Annotated in this window: 23 protein-coding genes; 17 read left to right on the forward strand and 6 right to left on the reverse strand. The window is 40.7% G+C overall.

The window, feature by feature from the left end; genetic code table 11:
- Window positions 1-14 precede the first annotated feature (14 nt).
- The 14 genes from ACE3G9_RS01340 to ACE3G9_RS01405 all read left to right on the forward strand — a co-directional run bounded on the left by ACE3G9_RS01340 (window position 15) and on the right by ACE3G9_RS01405 (window position 11972).
- Entirely contained in the window at window positions 15-1226 is a 1212-nt protein-coding gene (locus tag ACE3G9_RS01340; RefSeq protein WP_449218261.1) for a phage major capsid protein, read from the forward strand.
- Between the two features lie 69 nt (window positions 1227-1295).
- Window positions 1296-1613: a head-tail connector protein gene (locus ACE3G9_RS01345; protein WP_449218262.1), complete on the forward strand. Its 318-nt coding sequence runs from the start codon at window positions 1296-1298 to the stop codon at window positions 1611-1613.
- A gap of 2 nt (window positions 1614-1615) precedes the next feature.
- Window positions 1616-1948 carry a phage head closure protein gene (locus ACE3G9_RS01350; protein WP_449218263.1) on the forward strand — a complete coding sequence of 111 codons (333 nt, stop codon included), beginning with the start codon at window positions 1616-1618 and terminating at the stop codon, window positions 1946-1948.
- A gap of 1 nt (window position 1949) precedes the next feature.
- Window positions 1950-2492: a hypothetical protein gene (locus tag ACE3G9_RS01355; RefSeq protein WP_449218264.1), complete on the forward strand. Its 543-nt coding sequence runs from the start codon at window positions 1950-1952 to the stop codon at window positions 2490-2492.
- On the forward strand, window positions 2492-2866 hold the full coding sequence (locus ACE3G9_RS01360) for a hypothetical protein (RefSeq protein WP_449218265.1): 375 nt from the start codon (window positions 2492-2494) through the stop codon (window positions 2864-2866). Before ACE3G9_RS01355 ends, ACE3G9_RS01360 begins: the two co-directional genes overlap by 1 nt.
- A gap of 1 nt (window position 2867) precedes the next feature.
- Window positions 2868-3599, forward strand: coding sequence for a hypothetical protein (locus tag ACE3G9_RS01365; RefSeq protein ID WP_449218266.1), 732 nt, complete (start codon window positions 2868-2870; stop codon window positions 3597-3599).
- Window positions 3599-3940, forward strand: coding sequence for a hypothetical protein (locus ACE3G9_RS01370; RefSeq protein ID WP_417536337.1), 342 nt, complete (start codon window positions 3599-3601; stop codon window positions 3938-3940). The genes ACE3G9_RS01365 and ACE3G9_RS01370 overlap by 1 nt, the downstream gene beginning before the upstream one ends.
- A gap of 80 nt (window positions 3941-4020) precedes the next feature.
- A complete protein-coding gene (locus ACE3G9_RS01375; protein WP_417536338.1) occupies window positions 4021-4188 on the forward strand; it encodes a hypothetical protein in 168 nt (55 codons plus the stop codon).
- A 9-nt stretch (window positions 4189-4197) separates the two neighbouring features.
- The gene (locus ACE3G9_RS01380; protein WP_449218267.1) at window positions 4198-6096 is read left to right on the forward strand and encodes a hypothetical protein; all 1899 of its coding nucleotides are present in this window, start codon (window positions 4198-4200) and stop codon (window positions 6094-6096) included.
- Window positions 6097-6098: 2 nt separating this feature from the next.
- Window positions 6099-6698: a hypothetical protein gene (locus ACE3G9_RS01385; RefSeq protein WP_449218268.1), complete on the forward strand. Its 600-nt coding sequence runs from the start codon at window positions 6099-6101 to the stop codon at window positions 6696-6698.
- Complete coding sequence (locus tag ACE3G9_RS01390; RefSeq protein WP_449218269.1) at window positions 6695-7282, forward strand: hypothetical protein; 588 nt, start codon at window positions 6695-6697, stop codon at window positions 7280-7282. Before ACE3G9_RS01385 ends, ACE3G9_RS01390 begins: the two co-directional genes overlap by 4 nt.
- Window positions 7282-7665: a DUF6950 family protein gene (locus ACE3G9_RS01395; RefSeq protein WP_449218270.1), complete on the forward strand. Its 384-nt coding sequence runs from the start codon at window positions 7282-7284 to the stop codon at window positions 7663-7665. The genes ACE3G9_RS01390 and ACE3G9_RS01395 overlap by 1 nt, the downstream gene beginning before the upstream one ends.
- Window positions 7665-10223 (forward strand): phage tail tip protein J-related protein, encoded by a 2559-nt coding sequence (locus ACE3G9_RS01400; protein ID WP_449218271.1) that lies wholly within the window; start codon window positions 7665-7667, stop codon window positions 10221-10223. Before ACE3G9_RS01395 ends, ACE3G9_RS01400 begins: the two co-directional genes overlap by 1 nt.
- Before the next feature lie 12 nt (window positions 10224-10235).
- Window positions 10236-11972, forward strand: a complete 1737-nt coding sequence (locus ACE3G9_RS01405) for a prophage tail fiber N-terminal domain-containing protein (protein ID WP_449218272.1) — start codon at window positions 10236-10238, stop codon at window positions 11970-11972.
- A gap of 252 nt (window positions 11973-12224) precedes the next feature.
- On the opposite strand, the gene ACE3G9_RS01410 is transcribed toward ACE3G9_RS01405, so the two are convergent.
- Window positions 12225-13226, reverse strand: coding sequence for an acyltransferase family protein (locus ACE3G9_RS01410; protein WP_449218273.1), 1002 nt, complete (start codon window positions 13224-13226; stop codon window positions 12225-12227).
- A 553-nt stretch (window positions 13227-13779) separates the two neighbouring features.
- On the opposite strand from ACE3G9_RS01410, the gene hcp reads away from it, so the two are divergent.
- Together hcp and ACE3G9_RS01420 are read left to right on the forward strand one after the other, a co-directional pair.
- Window positions 13780-15450: a hydroxylamine reductase gene (gene hcp / locus ACE3G9_RS01415; RefSeq protein ID WP_417881134.1), complete on the forward strand. Its 1671-nt coding sequence runs from the start codon at window positions 13780-13782 to the stop codon at window positions 15448-15450.
- Between the two features lie 43 nt (window positions 15451-15493).
- A complete protein-coding gene (locus ACE3G9_RS01420; protein WP_449218274.1) occupies window positions 15494-16615 on the forward strand; it encodes a 2Fe-2S iron-sulfur cluster-binding protein in 1122 nt (373 codons plus the stop codon).
- Window positions 16616-16705: 90 nt separating this feature from the next.
- On the opposite strand, the gene ACE3G9_RS01425 is transcribed toward ACE3G9_RS01420, so the two are convergent.
- The 3 genes from ACE3G9_RS01425 to ACE3G9_RS01435 all read right to left on the reverse strand — a co-directional run bounded on the left by ACE3G9_RS01425 (window position 16706) and on the right by ACE3G9_RS01435 (window position 18865).
- A complete protein-coding gene (locus tag ACE3G9_RS01425; RefSeq protein WP_417881136.1) occupies window positions 16706-16957 on the reverse strand; it encodes a DUF2999 family protein in 252 nt (83 codons plus the stop codon).
- Window positions 16958-17131: 174 nt separating this feature from the next.
- Window positions 17132-18235, reverse strand: coding sequence for a phosphoribosylaminoimidazolesuccinocarboxamide synthase (locus tag ACE3G9_RS01430; protein WP_417881137.1), 1104 nt, complete (start codon window positions 18233-18235; stop codon window positions 17132-17134).
- A 222-nt stretch (window positions 18236-18457) separates the two neighbouring features.
- The gene (locus ACE3G9_RS01435) at window positions 18458-18865 is read right to left on the reverse strand and encodes a hypothetical protein (protein WP_449218275.1); all 408 of its coding nucleotides are present in this window, start codon (window positions 18863-18865) and stop codon (window positions 18458-18460) included.
- Between the two features lie 164 nt (window positions 18866-19029).
- Between ACE3G9_RS01435 and ACE3G9_RS01440 the strand changes: the two genes are divergently transcribed.
- Window positions 19030-19284, forward strand: a complete 255-nt coding sequence (locus tag ACE3G9_RS01440) for a hypothetical protein (protein ID WP_449218276.1) — start codon at window positions 19030-19032, stop codon at window positions 19282-19284.
- Between the two features lie 165 nt (window positions 19285-19449).
- Here ACE3G9_RS01440 and ACE3G9_RS01445 read toward each other — a convergent pair whose 3' ends face one another.
- Together ACE3G9_RS01445 and ACE3G9_RS01450 are read right to left on the reverse strand one after the other, a co-directional pair.
- Window positions 19450-19635, reverse strand: coding sequence for a hypothetical protein (locus ACE3G9_RS01445; protein WP_417881140.1), 186 nt, complete (start codon window positions 19633-19635; stop codon window positions 19450-19452).
- A gap of 319 nt (window positions 19636-19954) precedes the next feature.
- Window positions 19955-20641: a DUF2786 domain-containing protein gene (locus ACE3G9_RS01450; RefSeq protein WP_417881171.1), complete on the reverse strand. Its 687-nt coding sequence runs from the start codon at window positions 20639-20641 to the stop codon at window positions 19955-19957.
- Window positions 20642-20656: the final 15 nt, after the last annotated feature.

Raw genomic sequence — 20656 nt, forward strand, 5'->3', positions numbered from 1 at the left:
ACAAGGAGCCTAAAATGGCTAAATTGAAAGATTTACAAGAAAAACGTAACAACATTGCGGGTCAAATGCGTACGTTAAACGACAGCATTTCTGTTGACCAAAAATGGACTGATGAGCAACGTACTCAATTTAAGGCGATGAAGTCTGAACTGGAAGATCTGGATAACAGTATCCAACTTGCAGAAACTGTTCGTAGTCAAAATGAAGCGGATGCTAAACGTGAGCGAGATCAAGAAGAGCGCTCTCGTAATATTCATGATGCCACTGGTGGTAAAGAAGAGCGTTATCACAAAGCTTTCGATAAGATGATCCGCTCTGGATTTGGCGGCTTATCAAGCGAAGATAAGCAAGTGATTCGTGAAGCACGTGCGCAATCAGTTGGTACCGACGCGGATGGTGGTTACACCGTTCCTACCACGTTCCAAGATCGTATTGTGGAATCAATGAAAGCTTATGGTGGTGTAGCTAATCATTGCCAGGTTGTTGTTACATCGTCGGGCAATCCTATTCAGTGGGCGACCAGTGACGGTACCGCCGACATGGGGGCATTTATTGGTGAAAACGTAAAAGCGACAGAGCAAAAAGTGATATTTGGTCAAGTTACGCTTGGCGCTAAGAAAATCACCTCTAATGTGATTCTGACATCTAATGAATTGCTGGCTGATTCTGGTATCAATATGGATGCTTACTTAGGCTCTCGCATTGCTCAGCGTATTGGCCGTAAAGAAGCGGACGCTATCGTGAACGGAACAGGCACCGGTCTTGAGAATAAAGGTCTAGCGGCTTCAGTAACCGGAACGGTCCCAGCAGCAGGTTCAGCGTTATCATGGAAAGACTTTAATAGCCTAGTCCATGCGGTGGATCCAGCATATCGTGGTATGGATTCTTTCAGCCTCGCTATGAATGATGCAACACTGCAGATTGCTGAACAAGAAGAAGATTTGCAAGGACGACCAATTTGGTTGCCAGAAGTTAGCGGACATACGCCAGCCACTATTCTTGGTTATAAATATTTTATTGATCAAGCCATGGAAGACATTTACGCCGGTGATTGGAATGCGTTTGTGCTACGTCGTGTAGCAGGTATGCAACTACGCCGCTTAACTGAGCTTTATGCTGAATCAGATCAAGTCGGCTTCTTGGCATTCCACCGCTTCGATACTGTGCTTGAAGATACAGCAGCCATAAAAAAAATGGCCGTTCCGGCAGCACCATCTGGCGAATAATTTTCCCAGAGATGGAAATAGAAAGGCGGCTTAGGTCGCCTTTTTTAATGAATGATTAATGAGTAGCTTATGGCGTTTTTAACCATTGATGAAATTAAGCAGCAAACTTATGTCAGTGATGACGATGAAAATGATTATTTGCTCGCACTTGCTGATGCTGCGATTGAGCGTATTCAGGATTATACCAATCGCGTGCTTTATGAATCCAAAGAGGATGCAGGGGATGATGAGGTTGCTTTGATTTGGAAAGCGGATATAAAGCTAGCAGCATTGATGTTAGTTGCTCATTACTATGAAAATCGCGAGGAAGTTTCAAGCACTCAAACTTATGCGATCAGCGAAGGCGCAATGAGCATTCTTTCTCGTTATAAATTTATTCCGGTATAACTATGCAAGCAGGTAAGCTAAGAAGCAAAATTGATTTGTGTCGATTAATCGACGTTAAAGATAGTGCAGGAGGAACAAAAAAAGAGTTCCGCCCTTACGCTTATGACGTTCGATGTGATGACAGAGTAAAAAGCACTAATCAAAAGCTCACATCAAACGTTGAGCTGCAAGAAGAAATTCACACCATTCGCATCCGTTACAGAAACGATATTCTACCTAAAGACATGGTCCGATTGCGTGATGGTCGCCTGCTAACCATTGAGGGTTACCCCATGCCAGAAGGCGATCAGAAAAAGCGGTCATTGATAATTACTGCTCGATATATAGGTGACTAATATGACCGATCCATTCTCGTTTGATCTGCAAGGATTGGCTGATCTTGAATCAGCTATGAAGGGGCTAGAAGTCGCCACTCAAAAGCAAGTGATGAGATCGGCGGTACGCAAGGGAATGGAGCCCGTTTATAACCAAACAAAAATAAATGTGCAGTCGAGATGGGGGGAGCGTTCTGGTGTTCTTCATGACTCTGTAAGGTTAAGAACGACTGCACCTAAAAATAAGAAATGGGCTGATATTATCGGCTCTGTTGGGGTATATCGAATTCGTTCACTTGAACCATTAGCAAAAGCCTATTACCCAACAGGTTATTACATTACAGCTCCTGTTCTTGCTTATTGGTTTGAGTTTGGTACTCAGCCTCACAAACTGAGTAGAAAATCTAAAGCAGCCAGAGGAAAAGATAACGGTGGTGGCCTTCATCCTGGCATGCCGGCTAAACCTGTATTGCGACCAACGATGGATGCCAATGTTGAAATTACATTAACTCGCACATCGAACGTGCTTGGTACAGCAATTGATAGAAAGGTTGGGAAAAAATAATGATGACGAGTATCTACCAACTTTTAACATCTTTACTAGGCATTCCTGTTTGGCAAGATTTTATTCCTGAAGGAGAAAGTAAGCCAGCTGCTTCTTATTTGGTTATTTCTCGAGAAAATGAGCGCGTACTAAAAGGAAAAACGATACTAAGAAGAATCAACGTACAAGTCTCTATTTCCTCAGATAAATCACGCCTTGAAACCGAAGATTATTGCAACAAATTGCGGGCTATTGATGGCTCTAGTTCATTGGATAACTTTAAATATATCAGCATTTTGAGCGATACCGATGAGCCGAGAGATGATAGCTCTGACCCCGTTTATACAACCAACATTGAACTGCAATTAACACCTAAACAAACACAGGATAACTAACATGACAGACACAACCCAAAATGCAACGTTGGTTGCAGGCACTTGTTGTTTTTACCGCATCTTAGGTGAAAGCCAAAATTTTGCAGAACTGGAAGGCGTTCGCTCATTAGGTCGAATTGGCTCCACTGGCTCATTCGTTGATCAATCCACTTTAAAAGATCGCACTAAACGTTATATCGGTGGGGTAAAAGACACTGAGGAATCAACCATGAAACTTGCTCGTTATCTTGATGATGACATTCAGCAGGCATTTATTGATGCTGCTGAGCAATCAAAAAGCATTGAGTTTAAAGTTGTCTATCCGGTTGATGAAAACGGCAAGCAGCTTGTTGCATTATTTCAAATTGCAACCAGTGGCTATGGTATGCCAGAAACATCCGATGCCAACACAATCATTGAATATGACGTGTCTTATCGTATGTCCGGTGAACCTTCATTTGCCAACGCTTCAGGTAACAATACCGCCTCAGTGTCGGCGGTGACCATTACAGAAGCTGGAGAGTTTTCTGTAGCAGATGGTGAATATACACTAACTCAAGGTAAAGAGTTCGCTACCAGTGGAACCGGAATTAACGCAACCTTAAGTGCGACAGTGGAAAGTGGCGCTATTACTGCGGTTACCGTTACTGGTGGTGGCATTGGCCATCAAGTTGATGATGTATACACCGTAGTAGCTATTGGTGGTGGAACCACAACAACCCAAGGCACATTAACGGTATCAGAGGTGAGTTAATGTTAGTTACCAAGTTGACGAAATACACCCCAAAAAAAGAAACAATTCCAGTTCCTGAGCTTGGTGAAGGGGCTGAAATTATCTTGCTTGAAATGGTGGGTGAACGTGCGAAAGCTTATGCAGAGTTTTTACGAGGATTAGGTGAAGGGGAAACATTCTCTCGTACCGTTTTTCTCGTGTTCAGCATGGTAAATACGCGTGGCAAGCAGTGTCATAGCATTGAAGAAATCGAAGCTATTGAAGAGTCTTTACCGCCTAAATTGTTAAATAGATTGGTTCATAAATCGATGGAGATCAACGGCCTTATTGCCGAAGATATCCACAAAAAAAAAGACGAATAGAAAAGAACTTTAATGAGCAATTGAAATGGAGGATAGCCGAAACTATTGGCTGTCCTCTTTTTATTGTTGATGAGTTTCCAATGTCTGAGCTTAGTCGGTGGCAAGATAAATTCGAAATTGAATATTACGCGAAGAACCCAGATAAATTACCGCCTGAATTCACGCCTGAAAACATCGATATTGAATCATCTAAAAAGCAATTTATGACCTTATTCAAAGTAAACGGTTCGGACATTGCAGAGGTATAGGACTTAATCATGGCAATCTTACGATCGTTATTAGTGAACATGGGGCTTAACTCGTCTCAATATAGAACCGAGTTAACTAAGACCCAAAAGCAAACCAAAACCTCGTTTGCAGAAATGAGTAAGTCTGTAGCTGGTTATGCATCTGCAGGGACGGCAGTATTAGCAGCTAGCGTGTCTGCAACATCAACGATGGTTCGTAATCAGCAAAATATGGCTCGTATTTCTAATATGACCATCAATGAATACAACGCCATGTCATACGCGGCTAGCCAATATAATCTAACGGCTGAATCCATTGCGAATGTCAGTAAAGATGCGATAGAGAAAGTTGGCGAATACATCAATACTGGTGGCGGTGGGCTTCAAGATTTTGCCGATGCCATGAATATGACCAAGAAAGAAACACTTGAGTGGGCAAGAAGTGTTGAAGGTTTATCTGGTCTGAGAATTTTTCAAAAGATGATTTCCGAGATGGAATCGGCTGGACTGTCTGCTGGGCAAATGAGTCATGCGCTTGAGGGGATGGGGAGTGAGGCTACTAACTTAATTCCTTTGCTTTCGAATAATGCAGCAGAAATGGATCGACTCGTTGGTAAATATAGCCAATTCAATCAAGAGTTATCACCTGAACAAGTCGCTAATTATAGAAAAACGGCAGAAAACATAGATTTAATGACCGTTTCAATAAAGCAAATGACTGCAACCGCTTTAGAGCCAGCTATTAAAGAAGTGTATGAGTTCATGAAAACTTGGGAAACGATGGGCGATCGTCGGGCAAGCTATGGGCTAAGAACTGAGATTGATGCGCTTGCTAAAGAGTCTCGTGAATTAAGGGAAAAAATCAATGCTGGTACGGGGTGGTTTTATGATGAAGATGATTTAGCAGAAGATAAAGAAAGACTTGATGCGATATTGGTTGAGTATAACCAGAAAACAGATGAGCTTCGTAAGTTGCGCGAGAAAAATCAACCGACGTTTGGGGATCTTTATGGTGGTCAAGATGAAATAATATTTCCGTCAACAAAAAGCATTCATAAAACCGCTTTCGAAACAGACAACAACAAAGCACAAACATGGGGAGATATTTACGGTGGCACAGACTCCGTCGATACCTATCTATTAAATCTATCTAAACAACAAGATGCGGAAGCACAAGCATTAGCAGATTCTTTAAAGCTTTCTACTGAGACATTAGAAGAAAAGTATGAACGAGAAAATGCAATTCTTGAGCAAGGGCTCTCTGATCACCAAGAATACTTAGAGGCAAAAAATGCACTTGATGAAGAGTATAACAAAGAAGTAGACCGTCGAGCGGCTGATGCCGATGCTAAGCAAAGAGCATTAGCTATGGGGCTGCTTGGTTACACAACTAATATGCTTAGCATCACAACCGACATGCTTGAAAGTGCTGGTGAAGAGCAGTCAGGAATATATAAGGCTTTGTTTCTCGCTCAAAAAGCTGCTGCGATTCCTTCAATGATCATTTCAACAGAACAGGCTGCTGCTGATGCGCTTAAGTGGGGAGGTAGTGGGCCAGTTGGTATTGCTATGTCTAATTCAGTAAGGGCTCTTGGCTATACATCTATTGGCATTGCCGCTGGTCAGGCAATTGCTGGTGTCGCCCACGGTGGTATTGATGAAATCCCAGGTTATGGAAAAGATCAAACTTGGTTGCTGCAAGGTGGTGAACGAGTGGTATCAAAAGAACAAAACCAAGATCTGAAAAATTACATGAAAAATGGTAATCAACCCGCTGCTGGTGGCAATGTCACAATTCAAGTGATGGGTAATATTTACGGTGACGAGCAAACAGAAAAAATTATGTCTGATGCCGCGCAACGTGGCTATAAAATGATGTATGACGATGCTCGAAGTAATGGCCCTGTATCAAACCAAATCAGGAGATAGTTATGGAATATAAACAGTTCCCTGCTGATCTCATTCCATTAGAAACGACAATTTCCCTAAACCAACCATCATTTAGCTTTGAGAGCGAGTTCACAGGTGTTGAGCAAAACATTTATCACCCTGGCGCTCGATGGGTGATCGAAATGAACTTCAATACGTTAACAGAGCAAAAGTGGCGCAGGCTTTCTGTTTTCTTGAATGATTTGCAGGGGAAGTCTGGTGTTTGCGCAATTACCGATCACAGTAGGGATGGAACGCCAGCAAAGGGCACGCCATACGTGTCAGGTGATGGTCAAACAGGTCGCCAGTTAGTTACAGCAGGGTGGAAACCTAGACAATTGGTATTAAAACTAGGCGATTTGATCACCGTGAATGATGAATTAAAAGAAGTAAATGAAGACGTGTGGAGTGATGCAATAGGTGCAGCTACATTCGGCTTTAATCCACCACTTCGCAAAAGTCCGCCTAATTCAGAGCCAATCGTAACAATTAATCCCTATGTCGTGGTCAAGCTTGATATGGATTCCTTTGCAAGAACGAACCAGGCCATGCAGTTAGCTACATTTGATAAGTTGAAATTTAGTGAGGTGATTTACAAATGAGCCAATTGTTTACCGATGCTATTTTAGAAGAGCTAGAAAAAGACAGTCCGCGGTTAGTGATGGCTGTTGAGATTTTGTATGCCCCAGTTCCTGTTCGCGCCCATTCTGGCGTTGGAACCTATGTTATCGATGGTCAAGACTATGTCGGTGTCGGTCAGCTTGGTGGCATTAGTGCCATTCCGCAAACAAGTAAAACAAGTCCGTCTAATGTTGAATTAACAATGTCTGGTTTGGATCCTACGTTAGTTGCTCAAACGCTCAATGAACGTTCACAAGGTCGAAAAGCCAAGATCATGCTTTGCTCGATTGGTGATGATGAAACCGTGACTTCGGTGAGCGTGATATTTGCAGGTCGAGTTTCAACCCAGCAATATACCTACGGCAAAAAGATGTCTGTGTCAGTTAAGTTAGTTGATCGGTTTGCAGATTGGGAACGTGCCGGCACTAAGCGCTTTGATTATGAAAGTCACCTTGCGCGCGTGCCTGATGACCATATCTTCAAATATCTTTCTCAAATGGCATCACTACCTATTTATTGGGGTAGCAAGAAAGACGCACCTTCGTTTAATTACAGGAGCAGTTGATGGAACCTAAGAAAATAGAAGCCTTATCTGATTACATTAAATCTAACCAAAACACCCCGTTTAAATGGGGTGTTTTTGATTGTTGCGTACTAACAGCAAAAGTAATCGAAATTCAAACAGGGCTTGATCTGTATAAGCCCTATAAAGGCAAGTACAAGACAGAGAAAGGTGCGCAAGCAGCATTAAAAAAATATGGGTCTGTTGAATCCGTTCTCGATCAGCACTTTGAACAAATTAGCCCTAACTTTATGCAACGAGGTGATGTCGCCATGATGGAAAATGGAATCATGGCTTTTCGTTTTGGTAATTCTTTAATTTCAACCACTGAAAGCGGCTTATACCGTATTCGTGGCAAAGTTAAAACCGCTTGGAGAATCATATAATGGCAGTTGCAGTTGCGGCCGTTGGGGCTGCTATTTGGGCTAATGCAGGTGCAATTGCCATGGCAACTATTGCCATTGCATCTGCTGCTTATAGTTATTCAGTGGCTAAAAAAGCTAAGTCGATGGCCAATGAAGATTCAACTTCAGAGCGAAAACAAATCATTCGTTCATCATCGCTACCTGAAAATCATATTTTCGGTAAGCGACGTTCTTCGGGTTTATTGTTCTTTGCCAATGAAGAAGAGGGCGATCAGGTCGATGGTGAGTGGATTCATATGGCAATTACTCATGCTGGTCATAATATTTCGTATGTCGGAGAACTGTTGATTAACGAAGAAGATCCTAATAATTACGCTGGGTATTATGAAGAAGAACATTTTATTTCGGGTTTAAATTCCTCAGATGATTTTTTGTTGACCAATTGCCCTGATTGGGAATCTGACATGATTGGGAAAGGTTTTTCTTGGTGTCGTATTTCTTTAAAGTTTGATCAAGAAAAATATCCGACAGGCCTACCAAACGTCAATTGGATGAAACACGGATATAAAGTGTATGACCCTCGTGATGGAGTGACTAAATTCTCGGAAAATTCAGCATTATGTATTTTACATGCCTTAAGGAATATTTGGGGGTGGGAAGATGAATTTCTGATTATGGATACCTTCATGGAGGCTGCCAATATTTGTGATGAGCTTGTGAATGATCCTGAAGGTGGGATTGAAAGTCGCTATATCATGTCGGCTGAATTTGATGATACGGATACTCCAGCAAGTGTATTAGAGAAAATGTTGGCGACGTGTGCCGGTGAGTGGATTCGTGTGGGAGGGCGCTTAGGTTTAAGAGTGGGTGCATATTATGGCCCTGCGTTTATTGAAATAACTGAAGATGATTTAATCGGTCCTATTGATATTCAGCCAGAGCCAGAACGTCAAGACGCTTTTAATATTGTCCGTGGTTCATACGTTGCACCGAATCAAAACTACGAAACGGTAGATTATCCAGAAGTTCGCATTGACGATTGGATTACGGAAGATGGTGAAGAAATCCCTCTCGATTTAGATTTAACTTATGTGCCATCACCGTATCAGGCGCAAAGGTTAGCCGATTTAACGTTGATGCGATCAAGATACGGTATGACAATTACGTTACCTTGTAACCTTAGAGGCTTCAAGGCAACGCCAGGAAGTATGATTAAGTTATCGCTACCTACTATAGGTTTTGATGATGAGTACATTGTCGTTGATTGGGATTTTAGTGTTAAAGATGGAGTTAATCTTGTTGTTCGTCGTGATCTAGCTAATTTTTACGATGATGCAGTTGGAAAACCTATCACCACACCACCTCTAATCAACTTACCAACTGGAGGCATAGCTGCGCCAAGCAACCCTCAATTTACAGCGCAACAAGTTGGGGATGTAGTGCAAGGTGTGATTACCTGGCAAAACACCGCGTTTAAAATTGCTCACACCAATGTGATTATCAAAGATAATGCTGGGTTTATTGTGCAATCTGCTCAAGTACCATTCCCAAGTTCAGAGCTACCAATCAATGGCCGCCTAGCTGGTAACTACTCGGTTGAGTTATTTTCAGTTGGAGTTAATGGCGCTAAATCTACTGTGACAGAGATGAGTTTTGTTGTAGCAGCGCCAAGTACACCCGATGAAATTAGTATTCGAGCTTCAAATTGGGCTATCTATCTAATTCCAGTCTATTCGGCAGGGACCACACCTTATGGAACATTGTTTGAGTTTTATCTGGATACCAGTGAATCAACAGATCCACCATCAGAAAGTCGTCAGCCAGATGAAATTGCATCCAGTTGGACAACCGGTGGTTTAACCCCTGATACCAATTATTACTATTGGATCCGTGCTGTAAACAGTTACGGAAAGTCGGGATGGGTTCAAAAAACAGTTAAGACAACAAAAGAGCAAGATCTTGTCACAACTGTAGTCGAACGCTTAGAAGCCATAGAGATTGTTAGCCGTGACTTTGTTGAAGGGAGAACTGGATATAAGTTGTGGCCAGATGGAAAGGCCGAGTTTAATGACATTACCGCACGAGGAGCAATATACGCATCATCGGGGACATTTAAAGGTCAGGTTACTGCAGATAGTGGAACTCTTAATAATGTCACGATCAATGAGAATTGCACTATAAAAGGGACGTTAAGCGCTAATAATATTCAGGGCAATATTACATCAGGTAAGGGCATATATGTTAATGCAATTAATGTGGATACAACTAGCTGGACTACTGTAGCAACTATAACGTGGCAAGCTTCATCGGTGGGTTTGGCAAGGAATGTAATTGTTTTACCTATAGAGATTTATGGTCTAGGAAGGATCTTGGTGAATGGAACCCAAAGAATCATTACAGAGCCCATTTTCGGAAGAATAGGAGCTTCTTATGGAGTCACTGTTTATGTTGGGTCAGGTTCAGGAACAATTCAAATCCAATTAAAGCGGTGGGAACAAGGTGGTTCGACAGCACCATCAAGTATTTATAATCAATATCTAAATGCGCTTCTTGTACCAGCATCTAGTGACTTTAATTAAATTGGAGCAAACATGACAATTCAAGTAACCGGTATTTTAAAAGACTCCAGTGGCCAGCCATCATCAAATACGCCTATCCAATTGCTTACGGTAACGGGATCTGATGGTGTATTACCAACAGCTTTTTTCGATACGATCACTGACACGGATGGTAACTATGATTTTACAGTGAATATTGGCATTCATTATCTGCTTGTTCGTTATCAAAATGATTTTGAGAAAGTAGGGAAAATTACAGTTAATGCGGATACACCATCCCCCCTTAATTTAGATTCATTATTGAGTTTTGATGAACCATTAACACCGGAGCAGATCCTACAAGTTCAACAGTTAGTTGCTGAAGCAGTAGAAGCAGCAGATAGAGCTGAAGAAGCAGCATCAAGCGTTGAAGGTATTGAGCAAGCGGTAGAAGAAGATCGTCAAGAAGTTGCAGATAATGCAGCTCAAGTGGCTCAAGATGCAGCTACTGTGCAACAACAACGTGATGAAGTCATTGCTGCTAATGATACCGTTCAATCAAACGCCGATCAGGTAGCCTCTGATACCGCACAAGTATCACAAGATAAAGCTGACGTAGAATCAGATCGCCAAGAAGTTGCGGATAACACAGCTCAAGTGGCTCAAGATAAATCTGATACCGAAGCTGCTGCATTACTTGCTCAAATGTGGGCAGCAGGGATCAACCCATCACCAGATACTCCAAGTGACACGAACAACGCAAAATACTGGTCTGATCGTGCAGCCGCTTTTGTAACCGGTGCGTTAATTTACGGTGGTCAATTTACTCCTACGACTGGAACGCCATACCCACCATCAGGTGAAGTAGATACAATGTATCTGGTTAATTTCGTAGATCCTGAAACCACATTCACATTTACCAGTGGTGACCTAAATGGTGTCACAGTAAAGAACGGTAATGCGATTATTTACAACGTGACGGGGCAATCTGGTAGTTATGAAGCAAGTAGCTTTGTGTTTACTGGTGTGGCAACGGTGAATGGTAAGGCACCAGATGGTAATAACAATGTAGATCTTACTGCTAGTGATGTTGGGGCTTATAGTGATAGTGAGACAGATACTTTATTAGGTGAGAAAGCTGACGCTGATACTGTTTACAGTAAAGGTGATGTGACCGCGTTACTGCAAGCCTTGGATGATAAAAAAATAGGCGACATTATAACTAGGTCTCCACTAACGGCTGATGATTTTAGTGACTGCCATATTCGATGCGTTGGGCAAGAGTTGTTGCGAGCTGACTACCCTAAAGTTTGGCAGATGATCGAAGATAGTCAGAGTACCATTTTAGATGATACAACATGGTTAGCTGTAAAAGCATCGAGCTATAATGGATCAGTCAGTGCGTTCAGTTCTGGTGATGGTTCTACTACTTTCCGTATGATTGATGAGGGTGATGGTGGCTTTGATAAGTCTACTGGTGATGTCACTGATGTAAGTGTCTTACAGGAAGGTTTCCAAGACCAGATTGTAAATATAACAGGTGGTGTTAGTGCTTTTTCTGGTGGTGAAAATACAGCATTCTTTGGTACTGGCTATGGAGTATTAGATTCAGATACAGAGTTGCCTAACCTAGACACGGTATCTGGCAATATAGGTGGGTCTACTCGTAATCGCAATGTTACTTTAGATGCTTCACGTCAAGTTAACACAGGCTCAGAAGTACAACCTAAAGGTCAATATCGTAAATACTTCATGTACATTGGTTCAAGTATTGCAGATTTCACACCTTAATCATTTTTGAAAGTGATTAAGTTTATAGAATATGGTTAAGTGATTACTCTCGCAAAGCCCCACATTAACCCCATGATAAGTTTATGACTTTCTAATTTAATGAAAATAAATACCAATATAACCATAATGTCTGACACGTTCGAACCTCAGGGGTAATAGATAGACCAGTTTACTACTGGAGATTACTCTATTATGATTTTATACCTGTGCGGATCATAAGTTTTGCGATACTAGCTGTATAAATCCCACTTTTTATTTAGATGACTTAAAAAGCAAACGCGTAGCGGGAGCGAGTAATAGCTTATCTGTAATTATCTTAACAGCGTTAGTAGAAAGTATGCATGTGGAGATTAGTGCGATAGTACCCATCACGGTGACTATTACTAATGAGCGTTCAATTGAAAGCATTTCAATAACCCCAAAGGTTATAGAAAGTTTTACGATAAAACCATGCCAGAGGTAAACATATAATGAATTCTGGCCCCATTGACTTATGGTGGTCTTAATCGATGGGATTAACCCTAGTATTGAGATAATGCAAACCATAGACAGTGAATACATGAATAATCTTATAAGCAGAGGAGCTAAGCCACTCTCACCTAGTTTTTTATATGAAAAACTTCCCCATAACCAACGGTGATTTTGCTCTTTAAAGTAAAATACGAGTATCAAAACGCCAATCAGTGAGAGGATATAAACTATATACTTTTTATCTCCAATTGATTGAAACTTTGACCATAGGTCCTTTGAATAGAAACCCATAAGGAAAAAAGGGAAAAAATAGATTGTGCGTGATATGCCTAAAAAATAGTTGATACTATCAAAATATCCGGCTCCTAAAGAAATGATTATGGAAAGGGCGATCGGAAACTTAAAATTTGTGAAGTATGGGAGTGCAACTTTCCATATGATTAAACTTGAAAGGAACCATAAGATCCAAAATGGCATAACACCTTTTGTGTAATTGCTTACCTGCCCAGTTGTTGCGTAGTTATAAATTTCAAAGAGTAAGGTGAAAACAATCAGCGGGATCCACAAGTTGATTAAATCTTTACGCCTATCAGAACTACTTGGTTGTTCCTTAGCGAAAATGCCTGCAAGAAAGACAAAAATAGGCATGTGAAAAGTATAAATGAACATCCATATAACTTTGATTATTTCTCTGGAATATATGAATGGTTCAATTAAATGCCCAAATACGACACAGAATATCATTAAAAATTTTGCATTATCAAAAACTGGATTTCTAGGCATGGGAAGTAGTTAGCGGAGAATGATCGTCAATGTATACCATAACCAACAATGTAACTTCAAATTAGAAATCAATGAACCTCTATGTTGCGTAATTTCAAGCACTACCATCGTGTTACGACAGTTGTTTTTTTGATAAATCCCCATTTACGCCCCATGAGAGTAATGCATTAATATAACTTTTTGAAAAAAAAGCAAAATAGATAGATTGTTCCTGACATGTTCGAGACGTGGTATGTAATTTGAACTGTAGGGTTATATGGTGGGGAATATTTTGGGGCACAAATGGGGCAGAGAAGACCCAAATATACCCACTCATACCCATTTTTAGGTTTTAGCACGTCAAGGGATTAAGGAGTGTTATTCTTACCTGTTGATGTGTTTTTAACATCATAAGTGTTGTTTGAATTACATCAGGATGCATGTAAATAGCTTGTTAAATGCAATTAAATCAATTATTTAAAAGTTGGCACGCAAAGTGCAATACAGTAATGAATTTATTATTAGCCCCAAATGATAGGGGCGATGATGTTAATCATTACTGGAGCTTTAAATTATGTTTTGTATTCAATGTGAGCAAACGATCCGTACACCAGTTGGCGATGGCTGTTCTTACACTCAAGGGATGTGTGGTAAAACCAGCGAAGTATCTGACCTACAAGATATTTTAGTTTATGTATTGCAGGGGGTGTCTTTCTGGGCAGATCTTGGTCGCAAGTTTAATATTGTGGATACAGAAGTCGATGAGTGGGCGCCTCAAGCTTTCTTCTCTACCTTAACTAACGTGAACTTCGATGCGGATCGTATCGTTGAGTTCTCTAATCAAGCTTATGCATACAAACTCCGTTTAGAAGAAAAAGTACGTGCGGCGGCCACTTTAGCCAATGAAACACTACCTGAGTTAACGCCAGCGGCTCAATTTGCATTACCAACTGAGCGTGAAGAGTTATTAAAATACGCACCTCTTGCTGCAGTAAATCGCGGCCATGAAACGGTTGATCCAGACGTGATGGGATTACGTTTATTATCTCTATATGGCCTAAAAGGTGCAGCAGCTTATATGGAGCATGCGCGTGTACTTGGTCAAACGGATGAAGCGATTTTTGCTGAATATCACCAAATTATGTCTTGGTTAGGTTCTGAGCCTCAAGATCTTCAAGCGTTGCTAGATTGTTCAATGCAAATTGGTTTGATGAATTACAAAATCATGGAAATTCTAGATCGTGGTGAAACAGAAACATTTGGTCACCCAACGCCTACTCAAGTGAATGTTAAGCCAGTAAAAGGTAAATGTATCCTAGTGTCTGGTCATGACTTACATGATCTTGAAAAAATCCTGCAACAAACCGAAGGCAAAGGCATTAACGTTTACACTAACGGTGAAATGTTGCCAGCTCACGGTTACCCTGAATTAAACAAATATCCTCACCTAGTGGGTAACTACGGCAGTGCTTGGCAGAACCAGCAAAAAGAATTTGCTAACTTCCCAGGCGCAATCGTAATGACGTCAAACTGTCTATTAAACCCAGAAGTAGGCCAATACAACGACCGTATCTTTACACGTAGTATCGTAGGCTGGCCAAACGTGACTCACATTGTAGGTGATGATTTCTCTGAAGTGATTGATTGTGCATTAGCGCAAGAAGGCTTCAAGCACGATGAAATCGAACAGATGATCACGGTTGGTTTTGGTCGCAATGCATTGATGGAAGCCGCTCCTGCGGTTATCGATCAAGTGAAGCAAGGCAACATCAGCCATTTCTTCTTAGTAGGTGGTTGTGATGGTGACAAAGTCGAGCGTAACTACTTCAACGAGTTCACGAAACAAACACCAGATGACAGCCTAATTCTAACGCTAGCTTGTGGTAAGTTCCGTTTCAATAAAGAACAGCACGGTGAGATCAACGGTATTCCTCGTCTATTGGATGTGGGTCAATGTAATGATTCATACTCAGCAATCCAACTAGCACTGGCATTGGCGAAAGAGTTTGATTGTGGCGTAAATGATCTTCCACTGACTTTAGTTCTATCTTGGTTCGAGCAAAAAGCGATTGTGGTTCTACTAACGCTTCTTGCGTTAGGCATTAAAGGTATCTACACCGGTCCAACTAAACCTGCATTCTTAACGGATAACCTAATGGCAGTGATGCAAGAGAAGTTTGATCTACGCGGGATCTCAACGGTTGAAGCGGATATGCAAACAATCTTGGGCGAGAAAGTCGCTTAATTGTTTTAGCGTTATGTAATCGACGTCATTTCGGGTGCCAACCATGATTGCTCGAAATGACGTTTATATTTGTAAAGTTTATGAGAGACCGAATGAAATGAACCAATTTGAATGGCTAGACAATCAACCATCCACTTTTATTTGCCAACGTAAATGGCAAGAAACACCCAATTGCGTTAGCGTCATTTTAGTGGCAGAAAATCAAAATTCAGAAACGACATTTGATTTTATTCCTGGTCAATTTATCACGCTTGGTATTGAAGTCGAGGGTAAGACTGAATACCGTGCCTATTCATTAAGTTCAATGCCACATCAAAGCGAATTACAACTGACTATTAAACGCGTTGATGGTGGCAAAGTTTCTAACTATATCGTGGATTCTTTACAAGAAGGCCAAGCGGTATCAGTGTTAAAACCTGCTGGAGAATTTCATATAGAGCAACCGCATGGCGAACGCATTGTATTGCTCAGTGCTGGTTGTGGGATCACACCGGTTATGTCGATGGCGAAAACGCTGTTAGCAGATATAGAAGATGCCACGGATATTCATTTTATCCATGCGGCAACAGAGCTTGAGCAAGTGATCTACCATCAAGAACTACTTGAAATGGCGGCGTCACATGAGCGTTTTTATTTTGATGTGATGTTAGAAAATGCCCAAGGATCAGAGTATTTAGAAGGGCGTTTAACTCAAGCGGCTTTAAAACAGTTCTGCCCGGATATTGCGGAGCGTAGCGCATTTTTATGTGGCCCAATTGGCTTTATGAATGCAATGCAAGAAAATCTATCTGAGCTTGGTATGAATATGGATAACTTTTATCAAGAAAGTTTCACACCAGCCGAGTCAGAACAACCTGATGTTTCAATCGCTGAACAAGATGATAAAGCGCAAGCGATCAGTAATGCCACGGTATTTGTACCTACATTTGGCGCTCAAGCCGAAGCGAAAATTGGTAGTGCATTGATTGATGCCTTGGAAGCGGCCAAAGTACCCGTGATTGCTGCATGCCGTAGTGGTATTTGTGGTTCATGTAAGTGTCGTGTTGTAAAAGGTGAATTTACTCGCACGAGTACCGCGACTTTAACGGAAGATGAAATAGATAATGGCTTTGTTTTGGCATGTTCGTGCCAAGTCGAGTCGGATGTTGAAGTGGCATTGAACTAATCATTTCATTCTTCGCGAGAAATATAAAAAGGTCGCTATCAATGACATCGTAGCGACCCTTTTTAGTCTAAATTTTTATATAGACTCAAACTACTTCTGAAGTTTTTCTTTCGCTTCTTCTACCTTTGAGTAATCCAAGCCTAACTCATCTACAGCATCTTTAATTAATGCGGGGTTTTGCATGACTTGAGTCATCAACACTTGTAGCTTTTCTTGTGGCAAACCTAGTTGGCTTATTGTTGCCATAGCAGCCAATGGGTTTTCCGTGAGTTGTTGAAAAATATCACGGATTTGTTCCTCGGCAATATTGTGTTCTTTTAATAACGCTAAAATTGGGTTCATGGTCTTCTCTTTCAATGACTAAATAGATTGGCCGTATTTTATACCTAAGTGGCCTCAAGATGCTATTTGAAGCGCTCCTGAGGCCATATTAATATCTAAATATGAATAGCGATGGCCCAATAAGGTTTTGTTACTGGCTTTAAAGTCGCCCAATATTTTTTGTGACGTAATCGTTTAAACAATCAAATCGTAATCACGTTTTAAGATATCTATGATTTCTTGTTTCGGATTGTCACTTAATTCAATTTTCTTACCGGTAATTTTTTCTGCAATATCCAAATACGTTTGAGAGATCTTCATGATTTCTTCTTGTGGTAGGGCGTTATTCTTAGCAAGTGCGAAGCGCTCATCCATGCGATTCTTGTTTAAGAGAATATCTGGGTCTGGGAAGTAGCTTAATAAGAATTGGCGGAAACCTTCTTTTGAGTTCTCAACAATACGGCCAGATTGGTATTCATTTTTATCCCAAATACGTGATGAATCAGGTGTACCCACTTCATCCATATAAATTAGCTTTTCATTCCCTGCTGCATCATTAACGTAGCCAAATTCAAACTTAGTATCTACGAAGATTTGATCAACCTTATCTAATGCGTCACTGATCACTTTAAAGCCTTCTTTGAGTAGCTTTTCATAGTGGGCGATATCTTCTTGTTTAGAGAAGTTAAATGCAGCGAAATTTGCTTCGATATCTTGACGAGCGATATTGACATCATCTGCTTCTGGTACGTTTGGAATACCTTTCAAAATACCTTTGGTTGATGGCGTCATCAGCAATTCAGGGAGAACTTTATCTTTCTCTAAACCTTCTGGCAGTGCGATACCACAGAAGTCACGTTCGCCTTTTTCATAAGCACGCCACATTGAACCAGTGATATATTGACGGCAAATAGCTTCAATCATGACCGGTTTGGCTTTTTGAACGATCCAAATAAATGGGTGGGGAATGTCTAGAATGTGGCTATCTGCAAGGTGATTATCTTTAAACAGCTGGAACCAATGGTTGGAAATGGCATTTAATGCAGCGCCTTTGCCTGGAACACCTTTTAATCCACCTTCGCCATGCCAAATGCAGTCGAATGCAGAGATGCGATCACTGATGACCATAATGGCTAAAGGAGCGTCTTCTGCGACATCGTAACCTTTTTCTTGAATTAGGCGACGACTGTCAGCTTCGGTTAACCAATATACTGAACGAACTTTACCACTGTGTACGGGTTTGTCGGTACGGATGGGAAGGTCATCATTCACGGCAAGAACTTGATTAGCAATGCTCATTTCCATTTTCCTACTAGGCTTAAAAACTGGGTATGTTAAGAACAGGGTATATAAAGAACTAGGTATGAATGCCTTTCACACCTGAAAGTCGCATAGTAACAGAACTCACCTAATTCTATCCAGAGAAAAAGCAAACGTTTGCATTAAAATATTTTTTCGTAAATGGAAGTCTATTTCGTCATCAAGATTTTCTATCTTTATCCAAAATCATGTGGGAATAAATTAATGTAGATGACGAGTTAGCGTTTGTTGAATTGTACTATCCATAAAGAAGATCTCACAGCCACTTTGACTAGCTTGGTTTTTTAGAGCTTCTTTATCTTGAATTGAAAAATTGTCACTCGCTACAATCGCACTGGCATTTTTAGCATTCAGTGCTTTAAGAATGATGTCTTTTTCCGTCATAGAATGGGATTCTTTAATTTTGATCACTTTATGGGCTTCAATTCCAAAGCTTTGTAGCTCTTGATTAGTCGGTAAGGTGGCACCTGCGGTAAATAGTAACCAGTTTGGTCTTTTAGACAGCATTGATAGGCGAGAAAACAGCGAACTATTTTCTGAAAAAATATCATCGTTATGTGCAAAAGATGTAAGCGCTTGATGAGGTAAAGCGGCATTGTGATTCAACATAATTAACTGTCCATATATCCATACTGTGTTTTTATACAGTAGTTTTTTATTGATGAAAGATCAAGCGATTTATTGAGTGAATACTTAGTAAGCGTGATCTATGTCACTCTTTATTTGTGGGTTTAAAAACTGATGAAAAATTAAAGGGTTAGACGATATACGTAATGAATCCGGCTTTAATGACTGACGTTGTGATGATAATGATGTTCTTGATGGTGATTGTTGATGTGATTGACAAACGTGTTCCGGCAAGCTTAATTGACATCGTGATTGGTCGACTTCTCACTTTGGTTGTTCAGGGTTGCACTAATTTCTGTTGCGATCTTAGTTGCTATTGCAACCGTTTTAGCGAGTGTGAAAAAGTAGAAAACGCATCATTAATATTGAAAGGGGGGACCTTAATAGAAGGCATCTTTTGAATCGTTGGATCTAAAAAGGCGCTTACCATGAGCGCCTTCTTTTTTCTAAAATGTATACCCAAGTGACTTCAAGGTGCAGAATTCAGAGCTATCATCCAAGCCTTTAGACAAGGAGATGGTCGAAGGAATGTAGGCACCTTGCAAACCAATCTATATATCTGTCTGCTATTTCAACTTGGCTTGTTTTTCTCTTAAAGTCTGTTCTGCGAGATTAAACTGTCGAACATCAATTCGAGCATAATCGTGACATTCTGGACAAGCGTTATGACTCATTCCATCTATATATTCTAATTTAGTTAATTGACCTACGAATTGTTTGCACCAGTCGCAAGTACCATGAGCACTTTCCATTTTATATTTTCCCGTAACAATTCCGAATTATTGAACGCCAAGAAGTGTAGCGAAGTAAAGTGACACTTTCGAATATTATTGGTGAGTTAAATGTGTATTTGATCACAATACTCAACAATAAAAATTAGGGAATCGATTGCCTGAATTAAAGGAAATATTCAGACAAGAAAATATATCTTTTGCACTTAAAGCTGCAGCGTTGTTGACAGCGCTCAATCATCCTAATCCACATAGGCGAGCTATGCTCATGGAGACTCATTCACTTGTCGCCTCACTGCAACCCTAATTACCTTGGGTATAGAAGGGGGAGGAGTTGAGATTATTTGGCTAAGCGTTTCTTTTCTGCTGCGCCATTAATAGGGCGGTTAACTGAAACACGGCGACCCTTTTTTAAGCCGACTTCATAATCTGCTGTGAAGTTTTTCATGGCGTCACGTAGCTGTTGTTTGAAGGTTTCACGGTCGACGTTTTGAAATTCTTTATCAATGTAGTCGTTAATCTTGTTTGCCGAGTCATCGTCTGGGGCGATTAAAGGCAGTTTTTCAAGAGCGCCTTCGATCCAACCAGATAAGAAAGAGTTAACACGACGAGTCACTTCCGCACTGGTTGTGCCGGTACCTGAGAAACTATTACGGAATTGCCCTGTCTGTTCATTCATTTCACGATAAATAATATCAAATGCGAAAGCGGCAAAAATAGCGCGATCAGCTTCACCAATAAATTCAACACGTTTTAAGCCTTTGTGATTGAGTAATACTGCTTCAACACCGAAACGGGTATTAATACCACGGATCACTCGTAAAATATTGGAACTAATACTTGCTGGTAATAAATGACTAGATTGAGTTTTACCCAATTTAATGAAATCAATATCGTCCTTATCCAAGCCATATTTAAGCATCAGCCTATGTGCCATCTTGATCGCTTGAGCTGCTTCATTGACATTGGTTGAACTACCTAGCTCAAGGCATTTGGCAATTTTCTTAAGAGCTTTTTGTTTATCCATTACCTGTGGTGTACT

It is taken from the genome of Vibrio sp. E150_018 (genome assembly GCF_053544035.1).